At 72.2% G+C, this 11765-nt stretch carries 12 protein-coding genes; 3 read left to right on the top strand and 9 right to left on the bottom strand.

Annotation, left to right across the window (positions count from 1 at the left end; genetic code table 11):
• Window positions 1-19 precede the first annotated feature (19 nt).
• The 4 genes from SLAV_RS18700 to SLAV_RS18685 form a co-directional block, all read right to left on the bottom strand.
• Window positions 20-529 carry a copper chaperone PCu(A)C gene (locus SLAV_RS18700; RefSeq protein WP_030225346.1) on the bottom strand — a complete coding sequence of 170 codons (510 nt, stop codon included), beginning with the start codon at window positions 527-529 and terminating at the stop codon, window positions 20-22.
• On the bottom strand, window positions 526-1179 hold the full coding sequence (locus SLAV_RS18695) for an SCO family protein (protein WP_030225349.1): 654 nt from the start codon (window positions 1177-1179) through the stop codon (window positions 526-528). Before SLAV_RS18695 ends, SLAV_RS18700 begins: the two co-directional genes overlap by 4 nt.
• Before the next feature lie 70 nt (window positions 1180-1249).
• Complete coding sequence (locus SLAV_RS18690) at window positions 1250-1984, bottom strand: YcnI family copper-binding membrane protein (RefSeq protein ID WP_030225351.1); 735 nt, start codon at window positions 1982-1984, stop codon at window positions 1250-1252.
• 109 nt (window positions 1985-2093) lie between these two features.
• The gene (locus tag SLAV_RS18685; protein ID WP_030225354.1) at window positions 2094-2909 is read right to left on the bottom strand and encodes a hypothetical protein; all 816 of its coding nucleotides are present in this window, start codon (window positions 2907-2909) and stop codon (window positions 2094-2096) included.
• 252 nt (window positions 2910-3161) lie between these two features.
• On the opposite strand from SLAV_RS18685, the gene SLAV_RS18680 reads away from it, so the two are divergent.
• Window positions 3162-3662: an ATP-binding protein gene (locus SLAV_RS18680; protein WP_030225355.1), complete on the top strand. Its 501-nt coding sequence runs from the start codon at window positions 3162-3164 to the stop codon at window positions 3660-3662.
• Window positions 3663-3733: 71 nt separating this feature from the next.
• Here the strand turns inward: SLAV_RS18680 and SLAV_RS18675 are convergent, their stop codons facing one another.
• Both SLAV_RS18675 and SLAV_RS18670 read right to left on the bottom strand, forming a co-directional pair.
• On the bottom strand, window positions 3734-5200 hold the full coding sequence (locus SLAV_RS18675; RefSeq protein ID WP_030225356.1) for an aminopeptidase P family protein: 1467 nt from the start codon (window positions 5198-5200) through the stop codon (window positions 3734-3736).
• A 168-nt stretch (window positions 5201-5368) separates the two neighbouring features.
• Window positions 5369-6943 (bottom strand): PP2C family protein-serine/threonine phosphatase, encoded by a 1575-nt coding sequence (locus tag SLAV_RS18670; RefSeq protein WP_078950085.1) that lies wholly within the window; start codon window positions 6941-6943, stop codon window positions 5369-5371.
• Between the two features lie 418 nt (window positions 6944-7361).
• On the opposite strand from SLAV_RS18670, the gene SLAV_RS18665 reads away from it, so the two are divergent.
• On the top strand, window positions 7362-8075 hold the full coding sequence (locus tag SLAV_RS18665; RefSeq protein ID WP_030225362.1) for a bifunctional DNA primase/polymerase: 714 nt from the start codon (window positions 7362-7364) through the stop codon (window positions 8073-8075).
• Between the two features lie 91 nt (window positions 8076-8166).
• Complete coding sequence (locus tag SLAV_RS18660; protein WP_030225364.1) at window positions 8167-8730, top strand: hypothetical protein; 564 nt, start codon at window positions 8167-8169, stop codon at window positions 8728-8730.
• A gap of 182 nt (window positions 8731-8912) precedes the next feature.
• Here the strand turns inward: SLAV_RS18660 and SLAV_RS18655 are convergent, their stop codons facing one another.
• The 3 genes from SLAV_RS18655 to SLAV_RS18645 form a co-directional block, all read right to left on the bottom strand.
• Window positions 8913-9887, bottom strand: a complete 975-nt coding sequence (locus SLAV_RS18655) for a DUF5926 family protein (protein WP_030225374.1) — start codon at window positions 9885-9887, stop codon at window positions 8913-8915.
• A gap of 174 nt (window positions 9888-10061) precedes the next feature.
• A complete protein-coding gene (locus SLAV_RS18650) occupies window positions 10062-10664 on the bottom strand; it encodes an ATP-binding protein (RefSeq protein ID WP_078950087.1) in 603 nt (200 codons plus the stop codon).
• An 85-nt stretch (window positions 10665-10749) separates the two neighbouring features.
• Window positions 10750-11550, bottom strand: coding sequence for a glycerophosphodiester phosphodiesterase (locus SLAV_RS18645; RefSeq protein ID WP_030225378.1), 801 nt, complete (start codon window positions 11548-11550; stop codon window positions 10750-10752).
• Window positions 11551-11765: the final 215 nt, after the last annotated feature.

Genomic DNA, 11765 nt, shown 5'->3' with positions numbered 1-11765 from the left:
GTGTCAGTTCCTCGGTCCGTCAGTGGGCATTGGAGTTCTGCGCGTTGTACGTCCGTTCCTTGACGTCCAGCTCGACCTTGACCGGGTCGGCCTTCTCGAAACGCAGCTCTACGGTGACCTTGTCACCGACCTTCGGCGTGTTCTTGAGACCCATGAACATGACGTGGCTGCCGCCGCGCTCCAGCTTCAGCTCACCGTTCGCCGGCACGTCCATGGCCTGGACCTGCTGCATCTTCTGGTCCTTGGTCTCGTGGATCTGCAGATCGTCCGAGAGCGGGCTGGTGACGGCGGTCAGCTTGTCGGCCGTCTTCGAGTCGTTCTTGATGACCATGAAAGCGCCGGCCATCTTGTCGTTGACCGGTTCGGGCATGAAGGCCCCGCTGACCGTCATCTTCGGCTTGGCCGATTCCCCGGCGCCGTCGGAGGAGCCGGAGGGTGCCGAGGAGTCGGAGGACGAGCAGCCGGATATCGCGAGTGCCGCCGTCAGGGAGAGGGCGACGGCGAGGGTGCGGGTGGTGCGGGTGTTCACGGGTTCTCTCCCTTGACGATCTTCGGCAGGTCCTTGGTGTAGTCATCGACGGTGGTGCCCTCGCCGTAGAGGACGTAGCCCTCGTCGGTCTTGGGCGAGAACGCGATGACCTGGGCCCCGTGCATGGAGACGACGCTGCCGTCCGCCTCCTTCTTGGGGGCCTCGATACCGATGCCGAGAGAGCGTGCGGCGGCCTGGATGGTGGCGAAGTCCCCGGTCAGTCCGGTGAAGGACGGGTCCTGGGCCCTGAGCCACGCGCCGAGGGAGTCGGGGGTGTCCCGTTCGGGGTCGGTGGTGACGAAGACGACCTGGAGCTTGTCCCGGTCCGCCTGGGGGAGGGCCTTCTTGGCGACGGCGATGTTGCTCATCGTCAGGGGGCACACGTCCGGGCAGTTCGTGTAGCCGAAGTAGATGAGGGTCGGGCGGCCCTTGGTCTGCTCGCGCAGGTTCCACGGCTTGCCGGTGGTGTCGGTGAGGACCAGCTCGGGCTTGTCGAAGGGGCGGTCGAGGACCGTGGCGGCTCCGGCCTTCTTCTGACCGGTGATCTGCGTGACCGTGCCGGTGTTCTTGGCCGTCTCACCGCCACAGGCGGTGAGGGCGAGCGCGGTCGCCACCGCGAGGGCGGCGACCGTCACACGTGTGGTGCGCATGAAGAGGTGTCCCTGGGATCGGGGATGTACGGACGTACTCGTAACGACAGGCGCCCGGGGGCGCGCGGTGTCAGGAGGCGCGGCGGCGCGAGGCGATGCCGAAGGCGACGCCACCGAGGCCGATCACGATGCCGGCGATGCCGAGGGCACGGGCCGTCGTGTCGGAGTCGCTCTTGGCGGCGGCCTCGTCGTGCGCGTCCTTCTTGTCGCCCTCGGTGGCGGTGGCCCCGGCGGCGGGCTTGGCGGCGTCGTCGTCGTGGTGGTCGTCGGCCGCCTTGGCGGCGGTCAGCTTCAGCACGGGCGCCGGGGTCTGCGGCTCGGCCGCGCCCGGCTTGCTCTCCTCGATCCAGCGCACGACCTCGTTGTTGTCGTACGTCTGGATGGCCTTGAAGACCATCTGGTCGGCGTTGTCGGGGAGCTTGCCGACGGAGACCGGGAACTGCTGGAACTTGCCGGGCTCGATCTTGCCGCCGGTCCAGGTCACCTTGGTGACGGCCTCGTTGACCTGCTTGCCGTGCACGGTCAGCGGCTTGTCGAGCTTGCTCTTCTCGACCGTCACGGTCCAGCCGGGGATGTCCTGCGGCATGACGGACGTGAGCGGCTGGTCCACGGGGAAGTTCACTTCGAGCTGCGTGGTCGAGGCGTTGTCGCGCTCGTTGGGCACCTTGAAGTTGATGACCGCGTACCCGCCCTTCGTGGCCTCGCCCGAGGGCTGCACGCTGACGTGCGCGAAGGCGGGACCGGACAGGACGAGGACGGCGCCGGCGGCGAGGGCGGCGGCGAGGGAGACGCGAGAGGTCTTCACGGCGGGAACACTCCAGGATGCGGGGGTGACGGTGGCTCCGGCGCACAGGCGCGCGCGGAGGTCGCGGCACCGGTGCTCCCGCTGTGCGTACGGGGAGTGGGGTGCCGCGTCAGGCTGCGAGGGCGAACGCCGCCGCGGGCGGTCCGCGCCTGATGACCGTGTGCAGGAGCGCGTCGCGGCCGGTCGCGACGGCGGGTGCCGCCGTGGTGCGGCGGGCCCGGGGGCCACCGGCGGGCGCGCCCGGGAGCCCGGCCGCGAGGACGCGTACGAAGGCCAGCGCGGCGCGCAGCGGACGTACCGGGTCGGCCTCGCGGGAGAGCCGGGACAGCTCGATCAGCCGGAACAGCGCGGCGTCACCGCGGGCCAGCAGCCAGCCGACCGCGAGCGCGGCCAGCAGGTGGCCGGCCAGCATGGCCGGGCTGAACAGGCCGATCGCGGGTTCCGCGGGGGCGGAGGCCATGTGCGCGTGGGCCATGTGGGCCTGCGCGGCGGCCTCCCCGGCCAGGGCGGCCGGGTCCAGTCCGGCGGTCTCCAGGATCCGCCGGGCGTCGGCCGGGCTGAGCGGTACGGAGTTGCCCCCGCAGACCAGCCGGGCGGCGAGCGCCGCGAGCGAGGCGTCGGCTCCATCGGCCGGGGCCTGGGCCGCGGCGGCGCCGTGCTGGCCGAGCCCGAACAGCGTGTGCAGTCCGAGCTGGCCGACGACGAGTCCGGCGGCGATGCCCGGCAGCGGACGTCGGCGCCCCGCCAGGGGTGCCACGACCGCGAAGACGGCGACGAAGGCCAGGGCCAGTGCCCACCACGGCACGGTCGCGCAGGAGGCCACGGCGTGGCCGGCTGCGGACAGCGCGACGCAGACCGCGGTGAACACCGCGGCCCGGGTCGTCCGGAGCCCTGCTCCGGCGCGCGTCGTGGGGGTCGTAGTCATGGCCGGGCCATCATCGCACTGCGCTTAGGCCCTGCATACGGCAGGTACTGGAGGGACCGTAGGGTTCCGGTCCAAGGCCGGCGCGCGCACGGCGTGCCGTCCGCGCGGGCACGGTGCGTAGTCGGTCGCAGGCCGGAAACGGCGTCCGGGAGGGGCCGTACACCGGCGTCCGGGAGAGTTGCGTCGGCCGAATGAGGGCTCTCCCGGAGCTCGGGGGCTTACGCCGGCCCGTGGGCGGCAATAGGTATCCGTATGAGCATCTGGTGGTCTCTCCACTTGAGGCGCGAAGCCGCGAGCGTGCCGCTCGCACGGCGACTGCTGCTGGGGACGATGGAGACCGCGGGGGTGGATCCGGACATCTCCTTCGACCTGTCGGTCGCCCTGACCGAGGCCTGCGCGAACGCGGTGGAGCACGGTGGCCACGGCGTTCACCGTGATCACGGCGGTCACGGCGGGATCTCCGCCGGGGGTGCCCGCGGCGTCGGTGTCCCCTACGGGACCGAGGCGTACCACGTCACGGCCTACCTGGACGGGGACCGCTGCCGCATCGAGGTGACCGATTCGGGGCCCGGATTCCCGCCCGCCACGGTGTCCCGCCGCAGACCCGCCCTGGCCGAGCACGGCCGGGGCCTGGGACTGATCGCCGAGCTCTCCGACCACGTCCGCCTGCGCAACCGGCCGGGCCGGGGAGCGGTGGTGAGCTTCGACAAGATGCTGAAGTGGCGCGACGACGCGCTGCTGAAGGCCTCGTAGACGGTTCGCCGCAGACGTGACGGTGGGCGGGAACCGGTCCGGTTCCCGCCCACCGTCACGTGAGGGACGCGTCAGCCCTTGAGCCGCGCCATCCAGGACTCGACCTCGGCCGAGGCGCGGGGCAGACCGGCCGACAGGTTCCGGTTGCCGTCCTCGGTGACGAGGATGTCGTCCTCGATCCGGACGCCGATGCCGCGGTACTCCTCGGGCACGGTCAGGTCGTCGGCCTGGAAGTACAGGCCGGGCTCGACGGTCAGGCACATGCCCGGCTCCAGCGTCCCGTCGACGTAGGCCTCGGTGCGGGCGGCGGCGCAGTCGTGGACGTCCATGCCGAGCATGTGGCCGGTGCCGTGCAGGGTCCAGCGGCGCTGCAGGCCCAGCTCCAGGACGCGCTCGACGGGGCCCTCGACCAGGCCCCACTCGACGAGCTTCTCGGCGAGCACGCGCTGGGAGGCGTCGTGGAAGTCGCGGAACTTCGCGCCCGGCTTCACGGCGGCGATGCCGGCTTCCTGGGACTCGTACACCGCGTCGTAGATCTTGCGCTGGATGTCGGTGTACGTGCCGTTGATGGGCAGCGTGCGCGTGACGTCGGCGGTGTAGAGGGAGTGGGTCTCCACACCGGCGTCGAGCAGCAGCAGGTCGCCGGAGCGGACGTCGCCGTCGTTGCGGACCCAGTGCAGCGTGCAGGCGTGCGGGCCGGCGGCGCAGATGGAGCCGTAGCCGACGTCGTTGCCCTCGACGCGGGCGCGCAGGAAGAAGGTGCCCTCGATGTAGCGCTCCGAGGTGGCCTCGGCCTTGTCGAGGACCTTCACGACGTCCTCGAAGCCGCGGACGGTGGAGTCGACGGCCTTCTGGAGCTCGCCGATCTCGAACGCGTCCTTCACGGCGCGGGCCTCGGAGAGGTAGACGCGCAGTTCCTCGTCGCGCTCGGCGGTGACCTTGTCGGTCAGCGCCTTCTCGACGACGGCGTCGTGGCCGCGCAGGCCCCGCACGGGGCCCTCGGCCTCGGCGAGGGCGTCGGCCAGCTCGCGCACGTCCTTGGCGGGGATCCCGAGCAGCTGCTCGGCCTCGGTCAGGGAGTGGCGGCGGCCGACCCACAGCTCGCCCTGGCCGGACAGCCAGAACTCGCCGTTCTCCCGGTCGGAGCGGGGGAGCAGGTAGATGGTGGCGGTGTGGCCGGAGTCGCCCGTGGGCTCCAGGACCAGCACGCCGTTCTCGGTCTGGTCACCGGTGAGGTAGGCGTACTCGGTCGACGCGCGGAAGGGGTACTCCGTGTCGTTCGAGCGGGTCTTCAGCCGGCCCGCGGGGATGACCAGGCGGTCGCCGGGGAAGCGTGCGGACAGGGCGGCGCGGCGGTCGGCGGTGTGTCCCGCCTGGGCGATGGGCTCCAGACCGCGCAGTTCGGTGTCCGCCCAGCCGGTGCGCATGTTCTCGGCGAGTTCCTCGCTGACGCCCGGGTACAGGCCGTTCTTGCGCTGCTTGTGCTTCTTCTGGGGCTGCTCTTCTGCCGGGGTCTCCGGGGTGAGCTCGTCCGCCACGTCTTCTCCTCAGCCGCTACGACACGCAGGGTCCGGATGCGGACCCCGTTCATCGTATGTGGGGGGAGGCGGCGCCCGGCGATGGCTGTGACATATCAGTCATACCGGGCGACGAGCCCCGTCCGGCCCGGTGCCGGGGGCCGGCGGCGGCGTTCCGCGCGCCCCGCGTCAGTCGAACCGGGCCGCGAGCAGCACGATGTCCTCCGCCGGGTCGGCCGCCACGGCGTCGGGGTCCTCCCCGGGCAGCACGGTGCGCAGGATGTGGTCACACAGGGCCGCCGGGTCGTCCCGGGCGCTGCGGGGAACCCCCGCGGCCGCCGCGTGCAGCCGGGCGTACGCCCGGTCCATGGGGTCGCCGGTGCGCCGGAGCAGGCCGTCCGTGTAGAGCAGCACCGTTTCTCCGGGCGCGGGCTCGATCTCCACGCTCGGTGCCTCCCAGCACGCCAGCATCCCCAGCGGCGCGGACAGGGAGGTCTCCACGTACTCGGTGCGCCGTTCGCCGATGAGCAGGGGCGGGGTGTGCCCGGCCCCGGCGAGGACGATCTTGCGGGCGGCGGGCTCGCAGTACGCGAAGAGCGCGGTGGCCGAGCGCGCGGGCTCGGTCAGGCGCAGCAGCAGCTCCAGGTCGGACAGGACCGCGACGGGGTCCTCGCCCTCCATGACGGCGTACGCGCGCAGCGAGGCCCGCAGCCGGCCCATCGCGGCCACGGCGCTCGGCCCGGAGCCGGTGACCGAGCCGACGGCCAGCCCCATGGCGCCCTCGGGCAGCGGGAGCGCGTCGTACCAGTCGCCACCGCCCCGCGGCCCGGTGTGGTGCCGGGCGGCGAGCTGGACGCCGGGGATGCGGGGCAGCCGGCTGGGCAGCAGTTCCTCGGCGACGGTGGCGAGCCGGGCGCGGGAGCGCTCCACCTCCAGCATCCGGGCCAGGTGCTCGGCGGCGTGCCGGACGTAGAGCCCGACGAGGTCGCGCTGGCGGTCGTCCGGCTCGGCCTGTTCGTCGTAGAGCCAGACGGCGGCGCCGAGCCGGCCGGTGGCGTCCGCGGTCAGCGGCAGCGCGTAGCTGGCGGCGTAGCCGAGCCGGGCCGCGACCTCGCGGTGGCGGGGGTCGACGGCGGGTTCGAGGGCGCCGCCCGCGGGGGACGGCACCGGGGCGCCCGGTTCGGGGAGCACCTCGGAGCCGCCGTGGGCGTCGGGGAGTCCGTCGAGGATGCGGCCGTAGGAGGTGGCGCTGCGCGGCACCGTCTCGATGTGTCCGAGGTCCGCGCGGCCCAGACCGAGGCCGATCGTGGTGCCGGGGCCGAGGCCGTCGGAGGGTTCGAGGACGACGAGTCCGCGGCGGGCGCCGACGAGTGCGGCGCCTGCGCGCAGGAACTCCTGGAGGGAGGAGGCGAGGTCACTGGCGCGGGCGAGGCGCTCGGTGAGTTCGTGGAGGGTGGTGAGGTCGGAGACCATGCCCGCCAGCCGGTCCTGGATGACGCTGCTCGCGGCAGGCGGTACGGCCTGGGCGGGGGCGGTTCGGGGCGGGGCGGAAGGTGACGTGGAAACGGGCGTGGGCGTCGGAGTGTGCGCTGACGCTGTAACTGCTGGATCGATTCCAGCCACTTTCGGCAGATGCGGGGCGCTCATGGCGTCCGCCTTTCCACCTGGTGCGATTCGCCATATAGCATCGCAAACCCCCAGATCGTGCTGCGCCGCCATCGATGGATCCACATCTACACGCACACGAGGAGCGATGTCCAGCATTGCCCAGGCGGGAATCCTGGTGTCCGTGGGGCGGCAACTCACGGTCGAGCCGGGGCTAAAACTTGGCCGGAAAACGCGGGAAGCGGACGGTTTTTGCGATCGACTGGACGGGCGTCACAAGCACTCCGGGTACGTAATCGGCAGTGGCCGGGGCCAGTTGGCGCCTCCCGGCACCGCCGGGAACCGCCCGGCACGGGCCGTCGTCCTTAGCGGCGGCAGCCGGTCCCGCTACCGGTGCGGGCCGTCCGGGGCGTTGGCACCGGGCCCCGCCGGACGTTTGACGGACCCGTAAGAAAACTGCACGAACCGTGTGAACCTGCTTCCGGCGGACAGTGACGCGAAACGTGTACGTGTGGTGAAACACCGGTTACATGGTGTGATGTGGCCCTCGGCGTTCAACGGAAAGGAACGAGCGCTCATGCGCGAGATCCTCGGAAGGCGTCTCCAGCGGCTCCGCGATCGCTTCAAATCCCCGCGCGCCGCCCCCCGCTCCACCGCGGCGGCCGGGGCGGTTCCGTCCCTCCTCGACGGTGCGCTGACCTGCGCCACCCTCTGGCGGTGGCCCGTACTGCCCGGCGTCGGCCGGGCCGGTGCGGACAGCACCCGCTGCGCCTGCCCGGATCCCGACTGCGTGGTGCCCGGAGCCCATCCCTTCGATCCCGGGCTGCTGGCCGCGTCGGCCGACGCCAGGATGGTGGCCTGGTGGTGGACCCGCCGGCCCACCGCCCCGGTGCTGCTGGCCACGGGCGGGGCCGCACCGTGCGCGGTGAGCCTGTCGGCGGGGGCGGCCGCGCGTGCCGTCGTACGGCTGGACGCGCAGGGCATGCGGCTCGGCCCGATCGTCGCCACGCCCACCCGGTGGTCCCTGCTGGTGGCGCCGTACTCGCTGGAGCGGCTCGGCGAACTCCTCTACGCCAAGGACCACGTCCCTTCCTCGCTGCGCTTCCACGGCGAGGGCGGGTACCTGCTGCTGCCGCCCTCGACGGCCTCCGGAGGCGGGCAGGTCCGCTGGGAGCGGGAGCCCGCGGCGGGGCGGGACGGCCTGTGGCTGCCGGAGGTCGAGGCGGTCGTGGACGCGCTCGTCGAGGCGAGCAGCGGGGCTCCCGGCGGGGGCAGCCGGCTCGCGTACTGAGTCACTCGTACGGGTGTCGGCGCGACGGGTTTCCAAGGGAATTGGGCGCGGGGATCTCCGGGCCCCATTCCCGCGTCGCTATCTTCGGCGAATGAATCTCCGTCTGATCGCCATCGGTGCCGGCGTGCTGATCATCCTGTCGCTCCCCCTGGCCGGAGCGATCGCCGGGCCGGATTTCGCCGGTCAGGGTGATGGAAAGGGCGGAGGGCTGCTCTCCTCGCTCGGCCTGTCGGGCCCTGCCCGTCCGCCGGACGCGGCGGCGCGCGCCGCGGCCCGCGCCGCGAGCCCCGGGCCGGCCGAGCAGCCCCGCACGGACTCCCGCTGCGGACCCGAGCTCACCGCTCCGCAGGGCCTGGAGGCACAGACCTGTGTGCTGGAGGGCGACGGGCAGACCTGGGGCCGCAGTTACTACCGGAACACGAGCGGGCGGCCCCTGGACGCCGTGCTGACCGTCATGGGGCCGGCCGGCCGCACGGTGCAGATCCGCTGCGCGGTCGGTCCGGGTGACGAGCCGGGCCTGTGCGAGACGCCCCGCGAGGAATCGGTGGGTGCGCCCGACGGCTACTCGGCCGTTGCGGAGTTTGCAGTTCCGGATGATGAAGGGCGACTGCTGCTGCGGTCCGGGAGCAACTCACCGGCACCGCGCGAGGGTTGAGCACCGCCTGAAAAACAAGGGCCCGGTCGCTGGCGACGGGGGATGCACCAGCGACCGGGCTACAAGAACGGTAACAAGAGATCGCCTGTTCGCAAATTCGATCTCTGATATTCAGACATCGATTTGCAGGCGATTAGCGGGAGTTGTGACTCCGGTCACCGGCCTCGCGGGCTGTGGGGACGTCAGCTGAGCGTCACCTGGCGGTTGGTGAGACCGCCGCGCGCCCGGCGCTCCTCCGTGGTGAGCGGGGCGTCCGCGGCGAGGGCCCCGGCCAGCCGCTCCGCGAACTCCGCGGCGGGCTTCTCCACGTCCTCGGCGGTGACCCCGGTGGGCAGGTCCCAGACCGGGACCATCAGGCCGTGCGCGCGGAAGGAGCCGACGAGCTTCGTGCCCTCGCCGAGGGAGGAGGTGCCGGCGGCGTGCAGCCGCGCGAGGGCGTCGAGGAGCTTCTCCTCGGGGTGCGGCATGACCCAGCGCAGGTGGTTCTTGTCCGGGGTCTCGCACCAGTAGGCCGCGTCCACGGAGGCCAGCTTGACGGTGGGGATGGCGGCGGCGTTGGCCCGCTCCAGGGAGGCGGCGATCTCCGGGGAGGCGTTCTGGGCGTTCTCCGACTCCGGAATCCAGAATTCGAAGCCGCTGTGCACAACCGGCTCGAAAACGCCGTCGAGGTCCAGGAGATCCTGAAGTCGGCTGCCCTCGGCGGGAACCCGCCGGGCCGGAACCGGGGTGCCCGGCTCCGCGACGAGCGCGCGCTCCAGGGTGTCGGCCATGTCGCGGGCCAGGTCCCCGGAGGACGAGTCGTTCTGCAGGCCGAGCAGGACGGAGCCGTCCTCGCGGCGCAGGGCCGGCCAGGCCATGGGCAGTACGGTCACCAGCGTGACGGAGGGGACGCCCTCGGGCAGGCCGCCCTTGAGGGTCAGCGGGATGGTGGCCGCGGGGACCAGCTCGCGCAGCGCCACCCAGTCGCACTCGCCCGGCAGGCCCTCGAAGGGGCGCCGCACGTGCTCGGTCACCGCGTGCGAGGCGGCTGCGCCGTGGCAGGCCTTGTAGCGGCGCCCGGATCCGCAGGGACAGGGCTCGCGCGCGCCCACCACCGGGATTTCCCCGTTCTGGATCTGCGGCTTCGCGGTCTTCGCGGCGGGGCGCTTCTTGGCCATCGTGGGTGTCTCCCGGTTGCGGCGGTACGGCGGTGTCTCAGGCGCGAGCCTAGCCGTTCGTACCGCCGGAACCGGTGGGGTGCGGCCGGGAGCACGGTCGGCGTGCGCTCCCGGGCGGCCGCCCGTACGGATGACCGGTGCCACGGCCGGATTCCGGCCGGGGGGCGGGCCTCTTCAGGGATCCAGGTCGTCGAAGGCCGATACGAAGTCGATCGCCGGGGCAGTGACGCGCGTAGCGAAATCGTCGTGCCGGGGCCCGTGGGCGACTATCACCCACACGGTGACCTCACCCGCCGCCCCGTCCCGGACGCCCCAGTCCTGGGCCAGGGCGCTGATGATGTTCAGCCCGCGGCCGCCGCGCGCGGTGACCGAGGGCGTGGCCGGGACCGGGCGCGTGGGACCGCCGCCGTCCGTGACCTCGACCGTCAGCCGCCCCGCCTTGTCGACGCGCCAGGCGGCGCGTATCTCGCCGTCCCCCATCTCCCGCGCGCCCAGCGGCCGGCCGTGCCGGCAGGCGTTGCTGAGCAGTTCGGACAGGATCAGTACGGCGTCGTCCACGACCGATTCGGACAGTCCGCTGACGCGCAGCTGTTCGCGCATGCGGTGCCTCGCCTCGCCCACGCCCGCCGGCCCATGGCGAATGTCCATGCACGACGACGTGGGCACTTCCTGTGCCATCACCAACGTCACCCCCGGAACCTCCTTAGCCCCACGCCATGGTCTGGATGCCCCGATGGCCTGGACCGGAAACCGCCCTGACGAGGAGCTCTGACGCATTCATGACCACTGAACGCGGAGCGGATGCGCCGGGGCACACCCTGTCACGTACGGGGTGTGTGGGACGGGTGCGCAAAACGGGACGTCAGCGTCCCAGCTGTGACAGAACCTGGCGTGGCCTGTTCGTGATGATCGCTTCTACACCCAGATCAGCGCATAGCTGAACATCTTCGGGTTCGTTCACGGTCCATACGTGGACGGAGTGCCCGGCGGCCTGGAGCTTGCGGATGTAGCCCGGATGGTTGCGCACGATCCGCATCCCGGGCCCGGCGATCCGTACCCCGGCCGGCAGCCGCCCGTCGCGCATACGGGGCGAGATGAACTGCATCAGGTAGACGGTCGGGACCGTGGGGGCGGCCGCCCGTACCCGGTGCAGGGAGCGGGCGGAGAAGCTCATGACCCGGACGGGGTGGGGTCCCCCGGCGGGCGGGGCGTCGAGCCCGAAGCGCTTGAGGAGGAAGAGGAGGCGTTCTTCCACCTGTCCGGCCCAGCGGGTCGGGTGCTTCGTCTCGATGGCCAGCTGGACGGGGCGGCCGGAGTCGGACACCAGCTCCAGCAGCCGCTCCAGGGTGAGCACGGAGGTGCGCTCGGGGTCGGCGTCCCAGTCGGGGGACTCCTCGCGGTCCTTCCAGGAGCCGAAGTCGAGGGCGGCGAGTTCGGACAGCTCCAGGGCGGAGACGGCGCCGCGGCCGTTCGAGGTGCGGTTCACCCGGCGGTCGTGGACCAGGACCAGGTGGCCGTCGGCGGTCAGCCGGACGTCGCATTCGAGGCCGTCGGCGCCGTCCTCGATGGCCTTGCGGTAGGCGGCCAGGGTGTGCTCGGGGGCGTCCTCCGAGGCGCCGCGGTGGGCGACGACCTGGATGGGGCGCGGCAGTGCGTGGGTCACCCGGTCATGGTGCCATCGAGAGGCCGTCGTGCGTCGGGGTGAGTCCTGGGGATGCGCCGGATATGTCGGAGATAAAGGATGGGGGGAGATGCACAGGTCCGGCTTACAGTGCTCTGACGGGTCATGGGAAAGGCTTCGCCCTGGAACTTGTGCGGCACGTCGAACGTTCAGTCGGACCGGTGCCGGGCCGGTGAAGGGCCCGGAACCGCCTGATT

This window comes from Streptomyces lavendulae subsp. lavendulae (genome assembly GCF_002803845.1).
In the GTDB taxonomy this organism is placed as follows: domain Bacteria; phylum Actinomycetota; class Actinomycetes; order Streptomycetales; family Streptomycetaceae; genus Streptomyces; species Streptomyces lavendulae.
The sequence above is the reverse complement of the archived record's forward strand: the minus strand, read 5'-3'. Positions and strand labels throughout refer to the sequence as shown.

Excerpts from the sequence above, each read along its gene's own strand:
- SLAV_RS18680 (WP_030225355.1), top strand. The coding sequence starts at position 3,162 with ATGAGCATCTGGTGGTCTCTCCACTTGAGGCGCGAAGCCGCGAGCGTG.
- SLAV_RS18670 (WP_078950085.1), bottom strand. The coding sequence starts at position 6,943 with ATGCTGGACATCGCTCCTCGTGTGCGTGTAGATGTGGATCCATCGATG.
- SLAV_RS18685 (WP_030225354.1), bottom strand. The coding sequence starts at position 2,909 with ATGACTACGACCCCCACGACGCGCGCCGGAGCAGGGCTCCGGACGACC.
- SLAV_RS18665 (WP_030225362.1), top strand. The coding sequence starts at position 7,362 with ATGCGCGAGATCCTCGGAAGGCGTCTCCAGCGGCTCCGCGATCGCTTC.
- SLAV_RS18660 (WP_030225364.1), top strand. The coding sequence starts at position 8,167 with ATGAATCTCCGTCTGATCGCCATCGGTGCCGGCGTGCTGATCATCCTG.
- SLAV_RS18650 (WP_078950087.1), bottom strand. The coding sequence starts at position 10,664 with ATGCGTCAGAGCTCCTCGTCAGGGCGGTTTCCGGTCCAGGCCATCGGG.
- SLAV_RS18655 (WP_030225374.1), bottom strand. The coding sequence starts at position 9,887 with ATGGCCAAGAAGCGCCCCGCCGCGAAGACCGCGAAGCCGCAGATCCAG.
- SLAV_RS18695 (WP_030225349.1), bottom strand. The coding sequence starts at position 1,179 with ATGCGCACCACACGTGTGACGGTCGCCGCCCTCGCGGTGGCGACCGCG.